The 20,133-nt window shown below is 44.8% G+C and carries 23 protein-coding genes and 1 tRNA gene; 7 read left to right on the top strand and 17 right to left on the bottom strand.

Features of this window, described 5'->3' with window-relative positions; all coding sequences use genetic code 11:
* Positions 1-236: 236 nt before the first annotated feature.
* Together ACTNDQ_RS13790 and ACTNDQ_RS13785 are read right to left on the bottom strand one after the other, a co-directional pair.
* Complete coding sequence (locus ACTNDQ_RS13790) at positions 237-440, bottom strand: hypothetical protein (protein ID WP_441064865.1); 204 nt, start codon at positions 438-440, stop codon at positions 237-239.
* A complete protein-coding gene (locus tag ACTNDQ_RS13785; RefSeq protein WP_441064864.1) occupies positions 437-625 on the bottom strand; it encodes a hypothetical protein in 189 nt (62 codons plus the stop codon). The genes ACTNDQ_RS13790 and ACTNDQ_RS13785 overlap by 4 nt, the downstream gene beginning before the upstream one ends.
* 203 nt (positions 626-828) lie before the next feature.
* On the opposite strand from ACTNDQ_RS13785, the gene ACTNDQ_RS13780 reads away from it, so the two are divergent.
* From ACTNDQ_RS13780 to ACTNDQ_RS13765, 4 genes are all read left to right on the top strand, one after another.
* Positions 829-1,524: a hypothetical protein gene (locus ACTNDQ_RS13780; RefSeq protein WP_441064863.1), complete on the top strand. Its 696-nt coding sequence runs from the start codon at positions 829-831 to the stop codon at positions 1,522-1,524.
* Positions 1,525-1,530: 6 nt separating this feature from the next.
* The gene (locus tag ACTNDQ_RS13775; protein ID WP_441064862.1) at positions 1,531-2,583 is read left to right on the top strand and encodes a tyrosine-type recombinase/integrase; all 1,053 of its coding nucleotides are present in this window, start codon (positions 1,531-1,533) and stop codon (positions 2,581-2,583) included.
* A gap of 151 nt (positions 2,584-2,734) precedes the next feature.
* Positions 2,735-2,986: a hypothetical protein gene (locus ACTNDQ_RS13770; RefSeq protein WP_441064861.1), complete on the top strand. Its 252-nt coding sequence runs from the start codon at positions 2,735-2,737 to the stop codon at positions 2,984-2,986.
* Entirely contained in the window at positions 2,986-3,336 is a 351-nt protein-coding gene (locus ACTNDQ_RS13765) for a hypothetical protein (RefSeq protein ID WP_441064860.1), read from the top strand. Before ACTNDQ_RS13770 ends, ACTNDQ_RS13765 begins: the two co-directional genes overlap by 1 nt.
* An 87-nt stretch (positions 3,337-3,423) precedes the next feature.
* On the opposite strand, the gene ACTNDQ_RS13760 is transcribed toward ACTNDQ_RS13765, so the two are convergent.
* The 14 genes from ACTNDQ_RS13760 to ACTNDQ_RS13695 form a co-directional block, all read right to left on the bottom strand.
* A complete protein-coding gene (locus ACTNDQ_RS13760) occupies positions 3,424-3,696 on the bottom strand; it encodes a hypothetical protein (RefSeq protein WP_441064859.1) in 273 nt (90 codons plus the stop codon).
* Between the two features lie 528 nt (positions 3,697-4,224).
* Positions 4,225-4,617, bottom strand: a complete 393-nt coding sequence (rpsI, locus tag ACTNDQ_RS13755; RefSeq protein WP_320810933.1) for a 30S ribosomal protein S9 — start codon at positions 4,615-4,617, stop codon at positions 4,225-4,227.
* A 16-nt stretch (positions 4,618-4,633) separates the two neighbouring features.
* Positions 4,634-5,062 (bottom strand): 50S ribosomal protein L13, encoded by a 429-nt coding sequence (gene rplM, locus ACTNDQ_RS13750; protein ID WP_021650595.1) that lies wholly within the window; start codon positions 5,060-5,062, stop codon positions 4,634-4,636.
* 243 nt (positions 5,063-5,305) lie between these two features.
* Positions 5,306-6,043: a tRNA pseudouridine(38-40) synthase TruA gene (truA, locus tag ACTNDQ_RS13745; RefSeq protein ID WP_021650594.1), complete on the bottom strand. Its 738-nt coding sequence runs from the start codon at positions 6,041-6,043 to the stop codon at positions 5,306-5,308.
* 157 nt (positions 6,044-6,200) lie between these two features.
* Positions 6,201-7,004 (bottom strand): energy-coupling factor transporter transmembrane component T family protein, encoded by an 804-nt coding sequence (locus tag ACTNDQ_RS13740; protein ID WP_015527359.1) that lies wholly within the window; start codon positions 7,002-7,004, stop codon positions 6,201-6,203.
* A complete protein-coding gene (locus ACTNDQ_RS13735; protein WP_288788164.1) occupies positions 7,001-7,888 on the bottom strand; it encodes an energy-coupling factor transporter ATPase in 888 nt (295 codons plus the stop codon). The genes ACTNDQ_RS13740 and ACTNDQ_RS13735 overlap by 4 nt, the downstream gene beginning before the upstream one ends.
* On the bottom strand, positions 7,873-8,724 hold the full coding sequence (locus ACTNDQ_RS13730) for an energy-coupling factor transporter ATPase (RefSeq protein WP_441064858.1): 852 nt from the start codon (positions 8,722-8,724) through the stop codon (positions 7,873-7,875). The genes ACTNDQ_RS13735 and ACTNDQ_RS13730 overlap by 16 nt, the downstream gene beginning before the upstream one ends.
* 14 nt (positions 8,725-8,738) lie before the next feature.
* Positions 8,739-9,350: a ribosome biogenesis GTP-binding protein YihA/YsxC gene (gene yihA / locus ACTNDQ_RS13725; protein WP_441064857.1), complete on the bottom strand. Its 612-nt coding sequence runs from the start codon at positions 9,348-9,350 to the stop codon at positions 8,739-8,741.
* Between the two features lie 69 nt (positions 9,351-9,419).
* Positions 9,420-11,732: an endopeptidase La gene (gene lon, locus ACTNDQ_RS13720; protein ID WP_441064856.1), complete on the bottom strand. Its 2,313-nt coding sequence runs from the start codon at positions 11,730-11,732 to the stop codon at positions 9,420-9,422.
* Between the two features lie 17 nt (positions 11,733-11,749).
* The gene (gene clpX, locus ACTNDQ_RS13715; protein WP_278795664.1) at positions 11,750-13,063 is read right to left on the bottom strand and encodes an ATP-dependent Clp protease ATP-binding subunit ClpX; all 1,314 of its coding nucleotides are present in this window, start codon (positions 13,061-13,063) and stop codon (positions 11,750-11,752) included.
* A 111-nt stretch (positions 13,064-13,174) separates the two neighbouring features.
* Positions 13,175-13,756 carry an ATP-dependent Clp endopeptidase proteolytic subunit ClpP gene (gene clpP / locus ACTNDQ_RS13710; protein WP_015527365.1) on the bottom strand — a complete coding sequence of 194 codons (582 nt, stop codon included), beginning with the start codon at positions 13,754-13,756 and terminating at the stop codon, positions 13,175-13,177.
* Between the two features lie 24 nt (positions 13,757-13,780).
* On the bottom strand, positions 13,781-15,067 hold the full coding sequence (gene tig, locus ACTNDQ_RS13705) for a trigger factor (protein WP_441064855.1): 1,287 nt from the start codon (positions 15,065-15,067) through the stop codon (positions 13,781-13,783).
* 156 nt (positions 15,068-15,223) lie between these two features.
* Positions 15,224-16,504 carry an InlB B-repeat-containing protein gene (locus ACTNDQ_RS13700; protein ID WP_441064854.1) on the bottom strand — a complete coding sequence of 427 codons (1,281 nt, stop codon included), beginning with the start codon at positions 16,502-16,504 and terminating at the stop codon, positions 15,224-15,226.
* Positions 16,501-17,058 (bottom strand): DJ-1 family glyoxalase III, encoded by a 558-nt coding sequence (locus tag ACTNDQ_RS13695; RefSeq protein ID WP_278795730.1) that lies wholly within the window; start codon positions 17,056-17,058, stop codon positions 16,501-16,503. Before ACTNDQ_RS13695 ends, ACTNDQ_RS13700 begins: the two co-directional genes overlap by 4 nt.
* A gap of 182 nt (positions 17,059-17,240) precedes the next feature.
* Here ACTNDQ_RS13695 and ACTNDQ_RS13690 point away from each other — a divergent pair, with 182 nt between their 5' ends.
* From ACTNDQ_RS13690 to proC, 3 genes are all read left to right on the top strand, one after another.
* On the top strand, positions 17,241-17,723 hold the full coding sequence (locus tag ACTNDQ_RS13690; protein ID WP_278795662.1) for a CYTH domain-containing protein: 483 nt from the start codon (positions 17,241-17,243) through the stop codon (positions 17,721-17,723).
* A gap of 76 nt (positions 17,724-17,799) precedes the next feature.
* Positions 17,800-17,870 (top strand) — tRNA-Gly (locus ACTNDQ_RS13685).
* A gap of 68 nt (positions 17,871-17,938) precedes the next feature.
* Positions 17,939-18,733, top strand: coding sequence for a pyrroline-5-carboxylate reductase (gene proC / locus ACTNDQ_RS13680; protein ID WP_278795659.1), 795 nt, complete (start codon positions 17,939-17,941; stop codon positions 18,731-18,733).
* A 90-nt stretch (positions 18,734-18,823) separates the two neighbouring features.
* Here the strand turns inward: proC and ACTNDQ_RS13675 are convergent, their stop codons facing one another.
* Positions 18,824-19,846: a threonine aldolase family protein gene (locus tag ACTNDQ_RS13675; protein ID WP_022426165.1), complete on the bottom strand. Its 1,023-nt coding sequence runs from the start codon at positions 19,844-19,846 to the stop codon at positions 18,824-18,826.
* Between the last annotated feature and the right edge of the window lie 287 nt (positions 19,847-20,133).

Below are 20,133 nucleotides of genomic sequence, written 5' to 3'. Positions count from 1 at the left end.
CAGTGTTTAAGAACAGGGGCACGTCTTGTGTGGGTGTCCGAAAAACAGGTACTACACTAATTCGCGTGTCCACTGTTATGGGTACATTATAATTTTCTCATTCAATACTTGCATTCGCCCTTCTGCATAGTGCCAGTACCCTATATCGCATGTATTTTCCTGCTGATCTTTCCAAAACTCCAACTCGACTTCCAAACAATATTGCTCATATTCAAGCCTGTCTCTTTTTGTAACAGTCACTCCATATCACCTGCCTCCCGATAGCCTGTGAGTTGCCTGAACGGTTCAGAGTATATAAGATAGCTATATTGAGTTGACCCCGGCCGTTTAAAAGCTGTTCCCCATTCTACCGCATTTTGTCTAAGAAGAAGTCTTACGGTTTGGCAATCCATCTTTAAAACTTTGGCAGCAGTAGAAACCGAAATACGACCATTTTTCATTTAACCACCGTCCTCTTCTCTGCAAGCTTGTCTATAATCCGAATGATTTCCTGTTTCTGAGCTTCTGGTAATTCCTTCCTTAACCTTCGGCTAAAATTGCCATCATTGATATGTAAGGCTTCTGCAATTTCCCATAAGTAGATGCCTTTTTCTTTTGCATATGTCCTGACTTCCTTATTAAACATAAAAACTCCTTTCTAACAAAAAATATTGACATTAGTTTTCACACGTGCTATTCTAATTACAGAACATTTATTGTTGTTGTTCCGTTGTAAGCACATAATATCATAATCTAAAACAATATTGTTGCTTTGTGCTAAAATGTTATTTATACGGAGCTTTTTATATTTATGTTCTTATTTCAGAACAATTATGGAAAGGGGAATTAATGAACGAAAATCGTTACAAAAAAATACGTGAAGATTTTGAATTTACGTCTAATGGCTATAGAATGACTGCTGAACAGCTTGCCGCTATTTTTAAAGAAAGAGGGTATGACACTTTAACGCATTCAGCAATTCGTAAAATAGAGACAGACAACCGAAATGTAAGTGAGTATGAATTAAAAGGATATTGTGAAGTGTTTAATACGACTTCTGATTATCTTCTAGGTTTTAGCAATGTTTCTACTGTAGACAAAGATACGGTTATGGTAGGTCGTATAACAGGTTTATCTGATGCAGCTATACAAACGCTAATCTCCTGTAAAACTGGTGGCATATTGGCAGATGAAGATTTCCCTACTATTGATTTATTAAATTTCATTTTGTCAGATAAAACGTTATTTCATGACTTTTTAAATTATTTGGGATTATACCTGAACAACACTTACGACACACCCTGTTACCTCGATCACGGAATCGCAAAACCTCTCCCGGATGATACCATAAGAAATACATCTTTTGTATTATCAAAAAATGAACGCTATATAGCTATTGGAAAAAAGCAAAAAGAAAAAGTTTGTGGTGAAGATGCTTACCAAACTATTAGTTTACCTGTTTCACTATTGGAATCCCATGCTATACGAATAGTAGAACACATTATAGATCAGTGGAAAGATAAATGGAAGAAAGAACAGGAGTGATGCTATTTGAAATTACCCAACGGCTTCGGAAGTGTTTATAAGCTTTCTGGCAAACGTAGATGTCCCTATCGAGCTATTGTTACAGACAGATGGACTCTTGACCCGGTAACTCATAAATCAAAGCAGATCAGAAAAACAATCGGTTACTACGAAACAAAAGCGGATGCTCTGGCGGCACTTGCTGACTATAATAAATCACAATATGATTTGGAATCTGCAAAGATTACGTTACAAGAAACGTATGATAGATGGTCAGAGGAACATTTTCCTACGGTTTCCGCCTCTAATGTAAAAGGCTATAAAGCGGCATTTCTATTATGTGAGCCGATAGCCAATAAAAGAATGGTTGATATTAAACTGGATGATTTACAGTACATTGCTGATTCTTCTGGTAAAAATGAGCCAACCTTAAAGAAATTCAAGATTCTTATGAACGCAGTCTTTAAGTATGCTGTGATTCACGACATCATACCACCAGATATGAATAAGGTCACCTATTTGAACATCAAAAAGGCAGGAAACCCGGATAAACGTGACCGCACACCATTCAGTACCGATGAAATACAGAAGTTGTGGAAACACAAAGACGCAAACGGTTATTGTAACGTTATTCTCATGTTGATTTATTCTGGTTGTCGAATCAGTGAACTACTCTCTTTAAAAAAAGAAGATGTTAATTTACAGGAAAAATGGTTCGACATTAAGAAAAGTAAAACGGCAGCAGGCATCCGTCGGGTTCCCATTGCAGACAAAATACTACCATTCTTTGAACATTGGTATCATCTGAATGATTGTGAATATCTCATAAGCACACCTGAGGGCAAGCCTTTTGAATATCGCAATTATTACGATAGTTATTGGAAGCCTCTAATTGAACAGCTAAACATGAAACACAGGCCACATGATACCCGTCATACTTGCGTTTCATTACTGGCAGCAGCAGGTATTGACGAACGAATCATCAAAAAGATAGTTGGTCATGCAGGACAAGGCGTTACAGAAAACGTATATACACATTATGAGCTGGAATCCTTGCGTGAAGCCATAAACAAAATTTAATGAAAGGATGTGATTTTATTGATTGCAGCAATTAAAAAAGCCCCATAGTTACCAGCTACAGGGCGAATACCTTTTACCGAAACTCTCACATAACAATAAAAGGGGTATGGTTATTATAACATACTCCCTTAACAGAAAGGAAGTATAAAACATGAATTTACCAGAAGAAAAACAGACACTTGCATCTGAGATTATTGCAGATCAGCAGAAAGAAATTGAAAAACTGAAATCAGAGCTTAACGAAAACTTACGAGATAATATGTTTCAAGTATTGTCCCTCCAGACTGATATTATTAATTATGTCTTGAAATTGGATGATATTAAAAGTTTAAATATGATTTTTGGGTCAGTAAGACGAGCTTATGAATTTCAGCTTGAAAAAGAACAGGAGGTTACTGAGTAATGGAAAGATGTAAATTAACTCAACGTCCTTGCAGAAAAGAAATCATCGAAATCATTAACGCCAATAAATGTAGAAGTTCATTACAAAATACTCATTATCTGGCAAAATTATTTCAATTGGCTGATGCAGATTGGGAAAAATTTAAACAGCTTCCAGAAATAGATCAGGAACGTTTCTGGTTAATCTTACATATTTTACATACAGATGATTTAGAAGATATTGAAATGACGCAAAGTTTTGCCAGTGCTTTATTTAGAGCACGTTTAAAAAAAGAAATGGAAGAAAAATCGAAAAAGAAAAATCAAAAAAGAGCTGCTGTCAAAACAAAGAAACAGCAACTTACCGCATAAAATCTTATATTAGAAAAGACCGTTACTCTCCTGCTATGGTAGTAACGGTCTTTCTTTATGCACTTATACAGGTACCTGCCAGTCAGCTTAATAATCTAAGCCAGCTTCCTCATAGACAGATTTTAGAAATTCTTCGACATCTTCCAGTGTCCACAGATGAGTAAAATTCCCATCGCAACTGTCCCATTCATAGTAACCCGTTGAAAGGTCTCGTACTGCATAACCGGTATACGCAACACCATTACAATCTCTGCAAACAGCATTATTATACCTGTAACGCTGAAATCCTTTCTCAACTCTATATCCTGCGGCATATGCTTTTTTTCTGATTGTACTAAGACTATACTTTGTTTTCTCCATGATCTCAAATCTCCTTTTCATAAAAATTAATCTACAAAAAGCAGGAATCATGTTTTGTTCTGTTCTATACTATAGTGTCTTGTACTCTTACCTGTATGTCTGTGCCTTGTAACAATAATTATATCATAAGGGCATAATATCAGCAAGCACGTTACAAAAAAACGTATACTAATAACAGACCATTCACACGGTTTCTTCTGGTAACGGTCTTTCCTGTAAAAATTGGTATAGCTATCAAAGGATGTCAATATTACAGATACCCTTTATCTTGTCCTCTGATCCGGTCGGATTTTAGCCCCTAAATCTTTCCCGGTAGCCCCACAGAAAACTCTAATATGAGATTGTCCGCATTTTAGCAGGCTTTTCCAAATATGTCAAGCGAATTTGTGTGCTACTTGTGCGCTACGTGTGTGCTACGCATCAAAATTGACCACTTTTTTAGAAAATTTTCAGGATTTCAGATATAAGAAAAACCCCGGAAAATCAAAGTTTTCCGAGGTTTTAATAGTTTTCTGTATTCGATTGGAATTATCGCTTGCTGAACTGCGGAGCACGACGAGCTGCTTTGAGACCGTATTTCTTACGCTCTTTCATACGTGGATCACGTGTAAGGAATCCAGCAGCTTTAAGAACTGGTCTGTAGTCTTTGTCTGCCTCAAGGAGTGCTCTGGAAAGACCATGACGGATTGCTCCAGCCTGTCCTGTGTATCCACCGCCGTGAACATTAACGATCACGTCGAATTTACCCTCTGTCTCTGTTAAAGCCAGTGGCTGACGAACGATAACCTTCAGAGTCTCAAGTCCGAAGTACTCATCGATGTTTCTTTTATTGATAGTGATTTTACCTGTTCCAGGTACCAGGTAAACTCTTGCGATTGATTTCTTTCTTCTTCCTGTTCCGTAGAATTTTGCGCTAGCCAATGTTTTCTACCTCCTATTAAAATGTTAAAACTTCAGGCTTCTGAGCCTCATGTTTGTGCTCTGGTCCTGCGTATACGAAAAGTTTCTTGTTCATAGCTCTTCCAAGAGGTCCTTTCGGAAGCATTCCCTTAACTGCGAGCTCGATAACCTTCTCAGGTTTCTTTGCTAACATTTCTTTTAATGTGGTTTCTTTCATTCCACCAACATAGTCGGAGTGGTTATAATAAATCTTCTGCTCAAGCTTCTTGCCTGTAACTTTGATCTTATCAGCGTTTACAACGATTACATAATCTCCTGTGTCAACGTGCGGTGTAAACTGAGGTTTGTTCTTTCCTCTTAAAACACTTGCAACACCGGATGCCAGACGTCCCAGAGTGCAACCCTCTGCGTCAACTACATACCATTTTCTTTCGATTTTATCCGGATTAGCCATATAAGTCTGCATGGTCCTACCTCCTGTTATTTATCAACGATAATGTTTCTCAAACCGCGGTACTTCCGCGAAAAAAAGTAAATGGAAACGCGGGTGCAAAATAAATCGCGGAAATGTCCGAAACCGCTGATAAAATGCCGTCGCCGGGGCTATTGGCTCAAGCATCTTCGCACTACGTCACATTGAGTTATTATATTATAAGGCACCTTGACTGTCAACTGTTTTTTCTTGTAATTTTCAACAAAATTCCTGTTTTCAGAAAAACTCGATTCCCATCAGCGTCAGACCCTGAGCCGGAGCTGTGGGGCCTGCTGCCCCGCGGTCACAGGCTTTCAGGATCTTATCCATGCGTTCCGGCGGATACTGCCCGTTTCCGATCTCGATCAGGGTTCCGGAAATGATACGCACCATATTGTAAAGGAAGCCTGTTCCTGAAATGCGGATGGTCACCATATCACCATCTCTCCACACGTCCATGGAGGTCACGGTACGGATGGTGGTCTTCACCTGTGCGCCGGAGCCGCAGAAGCTGGCAAAATCATGGCGTCCGATCAGATAAGATGTTGCTTCCTTCATCTTATCCACATCCAGTTTATAATGGTAAAAATAAGAGTACAAACGCTCCGTTGGCACCGGAAACCGCCGGTTCAGGATACGATATTCATATGTTTTTTCACTGTCACAGTAACGGGGATGAAAATCCGGCTCCACCTCCTCAGAAAGCTGGATACGGATATCCTCCGGAAGTCTCTGGTTCAGTGCATAGGAAAATTTTTCCCCGGGGATCCTGGATTCGGTATCAAACACCGCCACATTTCCAAGAGCGTGCACTCCTGCATCTGTACGGCTGGCACCGATGGTCTCGATCTTTTCCCCAAGCAGCTCACTTAAGGTATCGTTTAAAACGCCCTGAATGGTGATTCCATTTGGCTGTGTCTGCCAGCCTGAGTACTTGGTTCCATCATAAGCTACAACAAGTCCTACTCGTTTCATAAAATATATTCCCTCCTGATACAGACATCCCTGCAGTACTTTCTATCCCAAAACAGACATACTGTCCTGCAAAATGCCTGCCTGATCCGGTTGCAGTTCCGCTGTGCAAAATGCAACGCTTCGGACCGTTCCATGTCTGAGTACCGGCAGGATTTGGCTACAGTCCCGCCACACGGAATGCAACACCCACCGCAAGATATGCCACAAGGATTCCATAGGCCGCATAATCTCTTTTTTCATAATGCAGCGGCTTCATCTGGGTTCTGTGCTCTCCACCATGGTAACACCTTGCTTCCATGGCCATTGCCAGATCATTGGCGCGGCGGAACGCCGAAATAAACAGCGGTACAAGAAGGGGTACCATATTTTTCGCCTTCTGGATCAGGTTTCCGTTTTCGAAATCTGCACCTCTGGCGATCTGTGCCTTCATGATCTTATCCGTCTCCTCCAGAAGGATCGGGATAAATCGAAGGGCAATGGACATCATCATGGCGATCTCATGTACCGGCACCCGGATCTTGTTCAGCGGACGGAGCAGTCTCTCCAGACCATCTGTCAGCTGATTCGGCGTGGTAGTCAATGTCATGATGGAAGATCCGATCACAAGGTAAACAAGACGGATCGCCATTCTTCCTGCAAGAACAAGGCCTTCCCTTGTGACCTTGATGATCCCGAAACGCCACAGCACTTCGCCAGGCGTCAGGATGATATTGAACACAACCGTGATCAGAAGGATCATAACGATAGCCTTCAGACCCTTGAACATGAATTTCACCGGAACCTTGGATATTGCGATCATGGCTACCAGAAATGCTGTTGCCACCGCATATCCGAGAAATGTATGGAACAGGAACACAGAGATCAGAAATCCCAGAGTTCCCAGAAATTTGGTCCGTGGGTCCAGTCTGTGAAGAACGGATTTGGCCGGATAATACTGGCCAATGGTAATATCTCTGATCATTTTTCCGCCCCTCCTTTGTTCAGTAATGGAGAGTTCGCCTGCGCAAGTGCGGCAAGGATACTGTCTCTGGCTTCCTCCACCGTTGTGGCATCTGCATCCACATGCAGCCCATGTTCCTTCAGCTCATGCATGATATAAGTGATCTGCGGTGCGGCAAGTCCCATGGTTTCCAGTTCCTTATAATGGGAAAAAACCTTCTTCGGCTCATCATCAAATACAGCTTCTCCGTGGTTCATAACAATGAGACGCTCCACGTATTTCGCAATATCCTCCATGCTGTGGGAAACCAGAACAATGGTTATCCCTCGCACCTTATGAAGCTCTGCGATCTGATCCAGGATATCATCCCTGCCCTTCGGGTCAAGCCCTGCTGTGGGCTCGTCCAGGATCAGGATCTTCGGGTTCATGGCAAGAACCCCTGCAATAGCTACCCTTTTTTTCTGGCCTCCGGAAAGCTCAAAGGGTGATTTCTTGAAATTGGACTCTTTTACTCCAACCTGAGTCAGCGCCTGCTTCGCTTCTTTCTCTGCTTCTTCCCTGGAAAGTCCCTGATTCATAGGTCCGAAGCATACATCCGAGATCACATCATTTTCAAACAGCTGATGCTCCGGGTACTGGAACACCAGACCAACCTCGCTGCGGAGCTGTTTCCGGTCATATTTCTCAGCCCACACATCTTCTCCGTTATACAGAACCTGGCCGGATGTTGGCTGTACCAGCGCATTCAGATGCTGGATCAGCGTGGATTTTCCGCTTCCTGTGTGTCCGATGATCCCGATAAACTGGCCGTCCGGGATCACAAGGCTGACATCCTTCAGCGCATGGCTCTCATAGGCTGTCCCGGGGCTGTAGGTATAGGTTACATTTTTTAATTCGATTGACATAATGCGCTCACCAGCTCCTCTGTAGTCAGTATTCCATCCGGAACATCCACGCCGGATTTCTTCAGTTCATATGCAAGAAGTGTTACCTGTGGTACATCCAGTCCATACTCCTTAAGGGTATCCACCTGGGAAAAGATCTCTTTGGGATTTCCCTGCATCACAACATTTCCGCTGTCCATGACATAAACACGGTCAGCATGGATCACTTCCTCCATGTAATGGGTGATCAGAATGACTGTTACCTTTTCCTTACGGTTCAGCTCCCGCACTGCCTCCAGGACTTCCTTTCTTCCGTTAGGATCCAGCATGGCGGTAGGCTCATCCAGAATGATGCACCGCGGGCGCATGGCCATCACGCCTGCAATAGCCACTCTCTGCTTCTGCCCTCCGGAAAGCTTGTTTGGGGACTGATAACGATAGGCTGTCATACCGACTTTTTCCAGGCTGTCATTCACCCGTTTCCAGATATCATCTGTAGGAACTCCCATATTTTCCGGACCAAAGCCTACATCCTCTTCCACAACGGTTCCTATGATCTGGTTATCCGGATTCTGAAATACCATTCCTGCCTTCTGGCGTACCTTCCAGAGTTTGGTCTCTCTGGCGGTATCGATCCCGTCCACCAGCATCGTTCCCTCTGTTGGGATCAGAAGCGCATTCATATGCTTCGCCAGTGTGGATTTTCCGGATCCGTTATGTCCCAGAACTGCCACAAATTCTCCTGCTTTAATGTCCAGGTCCACATCATTGACTGCACGCTGCATGTCTACCACATTGCCGTCATCATCGTATCTCTGATAGTCAAATCCCAGCTTAAGCGCCTTGATAATTCCCATCTTTTCTGCTCTCCTTAATCCTCTGTAGCTGCCGGTTCACCAAGGCCGGTCAACTCATCGATCAGTGCCCATATCTCGTCTCTTCCCTGCTTCGTCTCCGCAGAAAACGGAAGAATCTTTCCCTCTTTCGAAAGGCCCAGTCCGATGCGGATCTCCTTCAGGCTTTTTGTCACCTGGCTGCGTTTCAGCTTGTCAAGCTTGGTCGCGATGATCACCGGCTCATATCCGTTGTGACAGATCCAGTCATACATCTGCTTGTCATTGGTGGAAGGCTTGTGGCGGATATCCACCAGGAGAAAAACCGCACGGAGCTCTTTGGAATTATGAAGATAGCCCTCGATCATTTTTCCCCATTTTTCCTTCTCTGCCGCAGAAACCTTGGCGTAGCCGTAGCCCGGCAGGTCTACGAGATACATTGCTTCATTAATGTTATAAAAATTGATCGTCTGTGTTTTTCCCGGCTGTGCACTGGTTCTTGCCAGGGCCTTGCGGTTCATCAGACCATTGATCAGGGAGGATTTCCCTACATTTGATTTTCCCGCAAAAGCTACCTCCGGCCTTCCTGTGTCCGGGATCTTGCTTGTGATGCCGCAGACGATATCCAGCGATACGTTTTTGATTACCATTCGTTATTCCTCCCTTTTCTTTTAAAAGCCCTGTCCTGAAGGTCAGGGCAGGGTTTTTCTGTTTTTTGTTTATGCAAGAGCTTCACCGAGAACTTCTTTCATGTTATCCACAAACCGGATATTCAGTCCCTGGATGATCTCTCTGTCCATCTCCTCGATATCCGGACGATTTTTCTCCGGAACAAGGACTTCCTTGATCCTGGCATATTTAGCTGCAAGCAGCTTCTCTTTCAGTCCGCCGATCGGAAGCACACGGCCTCTTAAGGTGATCTCACCGGTCATGGCAAGATCCGCACGTACCGGTTTTTCGATAATTGCAGACAGCATGGCAGTTGCCATTGTAATACCGGCAGACGGGCCATCCTTCGGAACGGCACCCTCCGGAATATGTACATGCATATCATGCTTCTGGAAAAATTCCGGATCGATCTCATATTGGTCAGAAACCGAACGGATATAGCTGATACCTGCCTGTGCAGATTCCTTCATCACATCTCCAAGCTGTCCGGTGAGAAGCAGCTCGCCTTTTCCGGGCATGATATTGACTTCGATCTGCAGGGTATCACCGCCTACCTGTGTCCATGCAAGACCGCGGGCGATCCCGATCTCATCCTTCTCATTGGCCATCAGATAGTTATATCGTTCTTTGCCAAGGAATCTGGAAATATTTCTGGATGTGACAACTACCTTATCCTTACCCTCTTCCATGATAGCACGTGCGGTTTTTCTGCAGATACGTCCGATGCTTCTCTCCAGAGAACGGACTCCTGCTTCCTTGGTATAGTTGTTGATCAGCTTGCCAAGAGCTGCCGGCTGGATCACCAGCTTGCCTTCCGGAATACCGTTGATCTCCATCTGCTTCGGGATCAGATGTTCCCTTGCGATATGTTCCTTCTCATTTTCCGTATATCCCGGGATTTCCATCAGCTCCATACGGTCAAGAAGAGGTCTCGGAATCCCCTGTACATCGTTGGCTGTTGCGATAAACAGTACCTCGGAAAGATCCTGGGGAATCTCCACATAGTGATCATTGAACTTACTGTTCTGCTCCGGATCCAGAACCTCCAGAAGTGCTGCGGAGGTATCTCCTTTGTAATCGCTGCTGGTCTTGTCGATCTCATCAAGAAGCATCAGCGGGTTGCTGACTCCGGCTTCCTTCAGTGCGACTGTGATCCTTCCTGGCATGGCACCGACGTAAGTCTTTCTGTGGCCACGGATCTCTGCCTCATCACGGACACCTCCAAGACAGATGCGGACGTATTTCTTGTTCATGGCCTCTGCCACAGAACATGCAATGGAAGTTTTTCCGGTTCCCGGAGGTCCCACCAGACAGAGGATCGGACTCTTTCCCTTGTGGGTCAGCTTACGTACAGCAAGGAATTCCATGATACGTTCTTTGACCTCTTTCAGTCCGTAATGACCCTCTTCCAAAACCTTCCATGCGTTCTCAAGATCCTCGGAATCCTCGGATTTCTTATTCCACGGAAGTGCAAGAACGGTTTCCAGATAGCCTCTCTGCACCGTTGCCTCTGCAGCACTGGCTGCCATTCCTTTAAAACGGCTGATCTCCTTGGAAATCTTCTCTTTTACTTCATCAGATGCATCCAGCTCCTTCAGCTGTTTTTTAAATTCATCGATATCATCAGCAGTATTCTCCTCACCCAGCTCCTCACGGATGGTTTTCAGCTGTTCCCGGAGGATATACTCTCTCTGATTCTTGTCGATATGGGATTTCACCTTGCGCTGAAGATCTTTGGTGATATGGATCACCTCGATCTCGCTACCAAGAAGCGCTCCAAGGATCTCATAACGGTCATTCAAAGACACTGCTTCCAGAAGCTTCTGCTTGTTCTGATACGCCATCGGAAGATTTACTGCGATCTGGTCGATGGTTTCCTGCACATCTTCGATGTTCATGATCTGGGTTACCAGATCCTTGCTTACTTTTCCGCTTTCTCTGCAGTATCTCTGAAAAAGCTCCCGGATGCTGCGAAGCATGGCGTCCTTTACCGGTTCCGGGTAATCCTCTTCCTGTGCCGTAACGATCTCGCATTCCGCCTTCAGATATGGTTCCTCCTGCTCCAGGCCCAGAACCTCTGCCCTGTCCAGTCCCTCTACCAGAACCCGGTAAAGCTCCTGCGGAAGCTTCACCACCTGCTTGATATAAGCGACGGTTCCTACCTGATACAGATCCGTAAGTTCCGGTATTTCCACCTCAGGATCCTTCTGTGTCAGCAGAAAGATCTTCTGGTCATGGAGCATGGCTGCTTCCACGGCACGGATGGATTTCTCCCTGCTCACATCAAAGTGTACGATCATATCCGGAAGGACTGTAGTTCCACGGAGAGCGATCATTGGCAATATATTGACCTGATTTGTCATTTATGTCATTCCCTTCATCAAGCTGTTTCCGGCTTGCCTTTCTTTCTCGAATGGGATGTTTTGCGTCCTGCTTTTTTTGCAGGAGCCTTGGCCTCCCCGTGGATGATCTCCGGCTCTCCGGTTCCCTCCACTGCCTCTTTTGTAACGATACACTTACGGATGGTGTCGTCCGATGGTGTCTTGTACATCAGATCCATCAGGGTATGCTCCATGATGGCACGAAGTCCTCTGGCACCTGTTTTTCTCTCAAGAGATTTCCGGGCAACTGTCTCAAGTGCTTCATCCTGGAACTCAAGCTGCACGCCATCCAGCTCAAAAAGCTTGTCGTACTGTTTTGTGAGGGAATTCTTAGGCTCCTTCAGAATACGGATCAGTGCTTCTTCATCCAGAGAATCCAAGGTTACCACGACCGGAACTCGTCCGATAAACTCCGGGATCAGACCGAATTTAATAAAATCCTCCGGCATAACCTCCTTCAGAACTTCGCCCACATTGCGGTCTTCCTTTTCGGAAACCTCCGCTCCGAAACCAATGGATTTGGTATCCTGTCTTGCCTCGATGATCTTCTCCAGTCCGTCAAAAGCACCACCGCAAATGAACAGGATGTTTGTAGTATCGATCTGGATAAATTCCTGATGAGGATGCTTTCTTCCTCCCTGAGGAGGTACGCTTGCAACGGTTCCTTCCAGAATTTTCAGAAGTGCCTGCTGTACGCCCTCACCGGACACATCTCTGGTGATGGAGGTATTCTCGGATTTTCTTGTGATCTTATCGATCTCATCGATATAGATGATTCCGTACTGGGCACGCTCAATATCGTAATCGGCTGCCTGAATGATCTTCAGAAGAATGTTCTCAACATCCTCGCCAACATAACCTGCCTCTGTGAGAGTAGTGGCATCTGCGATGGCAAAAGGAACATTCAGCAGTCTTGCCAGTGTCTGTGCAAGAAGTGTCTTACCGGAACCGGTCGGACCAAGCATCAGGATATTACTCTTCTGCAGCTCCACGTCCAGGTTTCTTGAAGCAAGAATCCTCTTGTAATGATTGTAAACAGCTACGGAAAGTGCCTTCTTGGCATCATCCTGTCCGATCACATACTCATCCAGGATACTGTGGATCTCTTCCGGTTTCAGAAGGTTGATCCCTGTTTCATAATCTGCCTCATGATCATACATACTGAATTCTTCTTCCATGATCTCGGAGCAGATCCCGATACATTCATCACAAATATATGCTCCATCCGGACCTGCGATCAGCTTGCGTACCTGATCTTCAGTCTTATGGCAAAAGGAGCATCTTACCTTTCCTTCTTTTACTTTATCTGCCATATCTTTTTGTTTCCTTTCTAAGCGTAAATGTCCGTCTCTCGCAGACATTTAAAATTCCTTTTTAAAGCAAGATAAGACTCCTGTGTCTTTACAGGAGTCTTTTCTTACGCATTATTTGTGGATCACAACACCGTCGATCAGGCCGTATGCCTTAGCTTCTTCCGCTGTCATATAGTTGTCACGGTCAGTATCTTTTTCCACAATCTCAAGAGGCTGTCCGGTATTCGCAGAAAGAATCTCGTTCAGCTTCTTTTTGGTTTTTGCGATCTGGTCAGCTACGATCTGGATCTCTGTAGCCTGCCCCTGTGCACCGCCTGATGGCTGATGGATCATGATCGTCGAATTCGGCAGTGCATATCTCTTGCCTTTGGCACCGGAGGACAGGAGGAAAGCTCCCATGCTGGCTGCCATTCCAAGGCAGATCGTAGATACATCGCACTTGATATACTGCATTGTATCATAAATTGCCATTCCGGCAGTTACAGAACCACCCGGGCTGTTAATATAAAGCTGGATATCCTTGGAAGGATCTTCTGCTTCCAGGAAGAGAAGCTGCGCAACGATCAGGTTCGCACTGACATCGTTTACCTCTTCTCCAAGGAAAATGATTCGGTCCTTAAGAAGTCTTGAATAGATATCATAACTTCTTTCTCCTCTGCTGGTCTGCTCAATGACGTAAGGTACTAAACTCATTTTGCCCTCCATTTCCGAGGTTTATTACGCCTCTACAGCTGCATCGGCAACTAATGTAACAGCTTTCTGAACAGCCATATCTTTCTTCATCTGCTCCATCTCGTTCTCACCGATGAGATCTTTTAATTTGTCTGCTTCCATCTTGTACATCTCTGCCATCTTGGAGATCTCTTCGTTAACCTCTTCCTCTGTTGGCTGGATGTTCTCTACCTCAGCGATCTTCTCAAGAACAAGTCTTGTTTGGATTCTCTTAAGAGCCTGTGGCTTCATGTCTTCCATCATCTTGTCAACGCTCTGGCCTGTGAACTGGAAGTACTGCTCCATGGAAAGACCCTGGGACTGCATTCTTCTTGCGAAATCGTCAAGCATCTGACGTGTCTGTGTCTCGATCATTGCCTCCGGAATATCCATCTGTGCATTCTCGATCACTTTATCTACTGCTGCATCTTCTTTTGCACGACGTGCATCTTCTGCTTTCTTCTCTGTCAGGTTCTTCTTAACGTCTTCCTTGTACTCAGCAAGTGTATCAAACTCAGATACATCCTTAGCGAAGTCATCGTCAAGCTCCGGAATCTCTTTTGCTTCGATCTTCTTAACGTCGCACTGGAATACAGCTTCTTTGCCAGCCAGCTCTTTTGCCTGATACTCCTCCGGGAATGTAACCTTAACTTCTACGTGATCACCTGTGTTAGCACCAACAAGCTGCTCCTCGAATCCCGGGATGAAGGTGTTGGAACCAAGTGTCAGCGGATAGTCTGTTCCTTTACCGCCCTCGAATGCCTCACCGTCTACGAAGCCCTCGAAATCGATAGTTGCTGTATCGCCGTTCTGTGCTGCACGATCCTCAACTGTAATGGTTCTGGAGTTTTTCTCCTGCTCTTTCTTAAGCTCAGCCTCAACTTCCTCGTCTGTTACCTCTGTCTCAGACTTCGGAACCTCAAGTCCTTTATAGTCACCAAGAGTTACCTCTGGTTTAGTAGCTACTTCTGCTGTAAAGATAAATGGTTTGCCAGGCTCAACCTGTGTTACATCGATCTTAGGCTGGGAAACGATCTCAAGATCACACTCAGCAAGTGCTTTGCTGTAATGCTCAGGGATCAGAGCGTTTGCAGCGTCCTCAAGGAATACTCCCTTTCCGTACATCTGCTCGATCATTTTTCTTGGAGCTTTTCCTTTACGGAATCCCGGAATAGAAATTCTGCCTTTTGCTTTCTGATATGCATTCTGCATTGCTTTGTCAAGATCCTCGGCGGAAACCTCGATTGTAAGTTTCGCCATGTTTTTCTCCATTTTCTCCACCTGTAAACTCATGTTTCTTGTTCCTCCTTAATCATATCGAGTAAATACCTTATATAAAATAGTTAACACTCGCATTATATATTTACAGTCATTTCTGTAGTATAGCATAACCACTGTAAAAACGCCAGTATTTTTTTCAGTTTTCCATATGCCCCCACAGGGCATTTCTCAGCTGCCCACGTCCTCAATGTTAAAGTAATTTTCTGTCTTTCTTATGTTGTTAAGACAAAATGTAAAAATCCTTTTATAAGTTTTAGGCGTATAATGAACACCATCGTCTGTACCGTCTCCCGTATTGGATACAGTACCATATCCGGTCCGCATCAGATAACTGTAAACATCGACATAGTGGTACTGACTTCCAAGCTTACCGGCAAGACCACTGTTAAAAGTCCGGACATCCTCACATTTACGATTCTTGGTACTTCCCTTTTCCCCTCCATTGATCGGATTCACAGACATATAATACAGACTGCAGTTTTTCATGGAAAGCTTTGTTCCCAGCTTTTTCATATAAGACACGTACTGTGAGAGTCTATCATTCAGATCCTGTTTTCCGTTTATATCTCTGAGATCATTGATACCATGATTAAACACCACTGCGATCTTTGCGTATTTTTCATTTTTACGATATTTTTCTATTTCTTTCAAAAGAACCTGTGCGCCCGTTGACTTCAGCCAGTACAGTTCCGTATTAGAACAGCATACAAAGCTGACATGGCTGTCCACATACTCCTTTCCAAACTGTTCGTACAATACATTCTGAAGACCATATGTCCTGGAATCTCCCACAAAGATGATCCTTTCGTAATTCTCAGGATAATGAAAGCTGTTCCTGACCAGATTCGGTTCCTGATACCGCCAGAATCTCACCGCATAGAGATGCATGGTCCCACTGACTGTGATCACCTGTCCGGCTTCATACCTTGGTGCGGTCTTCTGACCTGCCCTGGTAGACCATCCAAGGAATGTATAATTCTCTTCATTGGCCATCACCGGCAGTTTCAGTTTTCCGCTTGGAGCCTGTATGATCTTGTAGATATCTCCGTCATTCCTGTGCAGGATCAGTTTGGGATTGTTCTTCTTTTTTATCACTGCATAAAACGTTACATTTCTTTTTACAAAATATTTTTTTCCCGACTTATATCCCGCCTCCGCTCCTCCTTTTTTCAGAGACCATCCTTCTGCCTGATATCCTGCTGGGACCTGCGGCACTTTGGGAATCGTGATCATGGAACCATATTTCTGTTTCTTTTCCAATTTTTCATATATAGCAGAGGAGGCTCCTCCGCCTGACCTGAAAGATACAGAATACACTTTTTTGCAAGCATTCCCGAATGTACCATCCGACCAGTCAAAGCCGGCAGCTGACACCAAATTTCCTGTGGCTGTCATCAGTATAACAAGAAGCGCCACTACCCACAGGACCTGTTTCATCTCTTTTTTCATGCTCTTACATACACCACCGATTCAGCGATCTCTTCTGCCTTTGCGCTTCCCTCCAGCTGTCCGATCAGGGAAAGGCTGAAATCGATGGCTGTTCCAAGGCCTCTGCTGGTAGTTACATTCCCATCCACCACTACAGGCTCCAGAGATGTTCTGGCACTTTTAAGCTGTTCCATAACAGATGGGTACGATGTAGCCTTTCTGCCTTTCAGGAATCCAAGTCTCTCGAATATACCTGGTGCCGCACAGATAGCTGCTACCTTGCCGCCATTCTGATAGAAATCTGTCAGAAGCTCAGTCAGCGGTTTATATTCCTCCAGATATTTTGTTCCCGGCATTCCTCCCGGAATTACAAGCATATCCGCATCGGAAAAATCACATTCTCCAAAGATACGGTCTGTAAGAAGATCGATCCCATGAGAGGTTCTGATCTCTTTTGTCTCTTTGATAGATACTGTCTGGATGTCGATCCCGGCTCTTCTCATCAGATCTACCACGGTCAGTCCTTCAATATCTTCAAAACCATCTGCGAAAAAAATATATACTTTACTCATGATCCTGTTCATCCTTTCTTTTATAAGATCCATAAATATTTTCTGTATTCCCCATTCCCTTCCATAATGCTTTTTCCATCTGAAAATGTCAAGAAATTTCAACAGATATGCCATTGCAAATCCTGTTTTTTTCCTGTAGACTGAACATAATATCTTTTCATTTCACAAACCCGGAGGTTTTTTATATGGAGATTGAACGTAAATTTCTGATCCGGAAGGATGACCTTCCGCAGGATCTGGCTTCCTATCCCTGCCACAGGATCGAGCAGGGGTATCTTTGCACTTCCCCTGTTGTCCGCATCCGCCGGCAGGATGATGACTATTTTCTTACTTACAAATCCAGGGGTCTCATGAGCCGTGAAGAATATAATCTTCCGCTCACCGCTGAAGCCTATGAGCATCTGAAGCCTAAAGCAGACGGTATCCTCATTACCAAGGACCGCTATGTGATCCCGGAAAAAGACGGACTTTTTATTGAACTGGATGTGTTCCACGGAGAATACGAGGGAGTTCTTCTGGCTGAGGTGGAATTTCCTACAGAGGAAGCCGCCAATGCCTACACTGCGCCGGACTGGTTCGGAGAAGATGTAACTTATTCCACCAGATATCATAACAGTACCATGAGCCAGGGCTGGCAGAGCGATTACTGTTCACCTCGTTCTCAGTAACATGCTTCGCGATGCACAGAATTTATGCTAATCGCACTTGTATTTCTTATTTCAGGTGCTATAATTAGTAATGCAGGCAGATATAGTTCATTGGTAGAACATCAGCTTCCCAAGCTGAGGAGGCGGGTTCGATTCCCGTTATCTGCTTTCATTGCCAAAGAGGGCACGCAGTCAGGCGTGTCCTTTTTTATAAATTTCAAGGAGGATTTTTGTTTATGAAGATTGGATTTATCGGATGTGGAAATATGGCCTCTGCCATGATCGGCGGTATTCTCCGTCAGGGAATCTTTTCAAAGGACGAGATCATTGTTTCCAACCTTACAGAAGAAGGCAGAGCGCGCAGTGAAAAAATTCTTGGTGTTGTCACCACTCTGGATAACAATGAAATAGTCAGATCTGCAAAAACTGTCGTTCTTGCAGTAAAGCCGCAGTTTTATGAGGAAGTTCTCACAGAGGTCCACGACAGTCTCACGACAGAGCACACCATCATCGGAATCGCTCCCGGCAAGACTCTTGCATGGCTGGAAGAAAAAGCCGGTCTTCCTCTGAAAGTTGTCCGTTTTATGCCTAATACTCCTGCACAGGTTGGGGCCGGAATGACTGCTGTATGTACCAATGACCGGGTTTCAGAAGACGAACTGGCAGAAATCCTTAAGATCACAGACAGCTTTGGCTGTACCGAAGTGATACCGGAGCGTCTGATGGACGCCGCAGGCGCTGTAGGCGGCTGTTCACCGGCTTATGTGTTTATGTTTATCGAAGCCATGGCAGATGCCGCTGTCAGCCAGGGAATGCCTCGTAAGCAGGCTTATAAATTTGCTTCCCAGACTGTTCTCGGCAGCGCAAAAATGGTTCTGGAAACCGGCAGACACCCGGGAGACCTGAAAGACATGGTCTGCTCACCGGCAGGAACTACCATTGAAGGTGTCCGCACCCTGGAAAAGAGCGGCTTCCGCAGTGCCGTATTCGAAGCGCTTACCGCAGCTGCTGAGAAGGGTAAGAAGTTATAATTTTCGAAAACAAAAACTCCGTGAGGTCTGCATTCACCCGGATCTCACGGAGTTTTTCCATCTCATCTCTTTTATCGTCTGCCGACAGCCCTACAGCAACTCGATCAGTGCGTCAATATCTTCCATTTTTGTTCCCCAGCTTGTGGCAAAACGGATCACTGTATGATCTTCATCATATTTTTCCCAGAAATCAAACTGAACTTCTTTGCCCAGTTCTTCTTTCTTTTTATTTTCCAAAACTACAAACTGCTGGTTCGTGGGAGAATCCAGGAAAAGCTGATATCCTTTTTCCTGAAGGGCTCTTTTCAGCTTCATAGCTGTTTCAATAGCATTTTTGCTGATCCTTGTATACAAATCATCGGTAAACAGTGTGTCAAACTGGATTCCCAGAAGACGGCCTTTTGCCAGAAGGGCTCCCTGCTGCTTCACCATAGTCATAAAGTGCTTCGGAGCTTTTTTCGTAAAGACCACTGCCTCACCGCAGAGTGCACCGACCTTGGTTCCGCCGATGTAGAACACATCTGTACATCTGGCGATATCCTCAAGTGTCACATCTGCTTCCGGACTTACCAGACCGTAGCCAAGTCTTGCTCCGTCCAGAAACAGAGGAAGCTCGTATTTATGGCATACCTCGGAAATTTCCTCCAGCTCTTTCTTCGTATAAAGTGTTCCGTACTCTGTCGGATGGGAAATATAAACCATTCCCGGAAATACCATATGGTCGTGACTTTCATCCCCATAAAAAGTTTCCACATAATCTGTGATACTTTCTGCTTTGATCTTTCCGTTTTCTGCCGGAAGTGTCAGTACCTTATGTCCTGTATACTCGATTGCTCCGGCCTCATGACAGCTTACGTGTCCGGTCTGCGCCGCAAGAACACCTTCATAACGGTTCAGGACAGAACCTATGATCGTGGCATTGGTCTGAGTTCCTCCCACCAGGAAAAACACATCTGCATCCGGGCAGCCACAGGCTTTACGGATCTTCTCCTTTGCAGAATCACAGTATTTGTCTGTGCCATAGCCGGAAAGCTTCTCCATATTGGTTTCCAGAAGTTTCTGGAGGATCGCCGGATGCGCTCCCTCACAGTAATCGTTTACAAAAAATAACATTTTATTTTCTCCTCATCTGTATTTTCATTTTATTTGACCGCCTGTCCCGGAATGATCTTACAGGTGGAAAACGATTTGAATTTACAGGAAATCGCTCCCTTCATCTCCTGTTCCAGGAAAAGCATGGCCACATGCGCACGTTCCAGATGCTCCATCCGAAATGTGGTAAGAAGGATATCTCTGGTAAGTTGACACTCCCACAGCTAAAGCAGGGGGATTCTTGCTTCTCCCACTACTGCATTGGCAAACACCTTACGGTACTGCAATGTCTTACACAGTGTCCACAA

Source organism: Blautia massiliensis (ex Liu et al. 2021), assembly GCF_052064225.1.
Lineage (GTDB): Bacteria > Bacillota > Clostridia > Lachnospirales > Lachnospiraceae > Blautia_A > Blautia_A fusiformis.
This window is presented reverse-complemented; position numbering and strand designations above follow the sequence as displayed.

What these genes read in the sequence shown, in the direction of transcription:
- ACTNDQ_RS13735 (WP_288788164.1), bottom strand. Translation starts at nt 7,888, where the DNA reads ATGTCAATCGAATTAAAAAATGTAACCTATACCTACAGCCCCGGGACA.
- ACTNDQ_RS13785 (WP_441064864.1), bottom strand. Translation starts at nt 625, where the DNA reads ATGTTTAATAAGGAAGTCAGGACATATGCAAAAGAAAAAGGCATCTAC.
- tig (WP_441064855.1), bottom strand. Translation starts at nt 15,067, where the DNA reads ATGAGTTTACAGGTGGAGAAAATGGAGAAAAACATGGCGAAACTTACA.
- clpX (WP_278795664.1), bottom strand. Translation starts at nt 13,063, where the DNA reads ATGGCAGATAAAGTAAAAGAAGGAAAGGTAAGATGCTCCTTTTGCCAT.
- yihA (WP_441064857.1), bottom strand. Translation starts at nt 9,350, where the DNA reads ATGGTAATCAAAAACGTATCGCTGGATATCGTCTGCGGCATCACAAGC.
- ACTNDQ_RS13790 (WP_441064865.1), bottom strand. Translation starts at nt 440, where the DNA reads ATGAAAAATGGTCGTATTTCGGTTTCTACTGCTGCCAAAGTTTTAAAG.
- ACTNDQ_RS13740 (WP_015527359.1), bottom strand. Translation starts at nt 7,004, where the DNA reads ATGATCAGAGATATTACCATTGGCCAGTATTATCCGGCCAAATCCGTT.
- clpP (WP_015527365.1), bottom strand. Translation starts at nt 13,756, where the DNA reads ATGAGTTTAGTACCTTACGTCATTGAGCAGACCAGCAGAGGAGAAAGA.
- truA (WP_021650594.1), bottom strand. Translation starts at nt 6,043, where the DNA reads ATGAAACGAGTAGGACTTGTTGTAGCTTATGATGGAACCAAGTACTCA.
- ACTNDQ_RS13675 (WP_022426165.1), bottom strand. Translation starts at nt 19,846, where the DNA reads ATGTTATTTTTTGTAAACGATTACTGTGAGGGAGCGCATCCGGCGATC.
- ACTNDQ_RS13730 (WP_441064858.1), bottom strand. Translation starts at nt 8,724, where the DNA reads ATGGGAATTATCAAGGCGCTTAAGCTGGGATTTGACTATCAGAGATAC.
- ACTNDQ_RS13780 (WP_441064863.1), top strand. Translation starts at nt 829, where the DNA reads ATGAACGAAAATCGTTACAAAAAAATACGTGAAGATTTTGAATTTACG.
- rplM (WP_021650595.1), bottom strand. Translation starts at nt 5,062, where the DNA reads ATGCAGACTTATATGGCTAATCCGGATAAAATCGAAAGAAAATGGTAT.
- ACTNDQ_RS13690 (WP_278795662.1), top strand. Translation starts at nt 17,241, where the DNA reads ATGGAGATTGAACGTAAATTTCTGATCCGGAAGGATGACCTTCCGCAG.
- ACTNDQ_RS13760 (WP_441064859.1), bottom strand. Translation starts at nt 3,696, where the DNA reads ATGGAGAAAACAAAGTATAGTCTTAGTACAATCAGAAAAAAAGCATAT.
- ACTNDQ_RS13765 (WP_441064860.1), top strand. Translation starts at nt 2,986, where the DNA reads ATGGAAAGATGTAAATTAACTCAACGTCCTTGCAGAAAAGAAATCATC.
- lon (WP_441064856.1), bottom strand. Translation starts at nt 11,732, where the DNA reads ATGACAAATCAGGTCAATATATTGCCAATGATCGCTCTCCGTGGAACT.
- proC (WP_278795659.1), top strand. Translation starts at nt 17,939, where the DNA reads ATGAAGATTGGATTTATCGGATGTGGAAATATGGCCTCTGCCATGATC.
- ACTNDQ_RS13770 (WP_441064861.1), top strand. Translation starts at nt 2,735, where the DNA reads ATGAATTTACCAGAAGAAAAACAGACACTTGCATCTGAGATTATTGCA.
- ACTNDQ_RS13700 (WP_441064854.1), bottom strand. Translation starts at nt 16,504, where the DNA reads ATGAAAAAAGAGATGAAACAGGTCCTGTGGGTAGTGGCGCTTCTTGTT.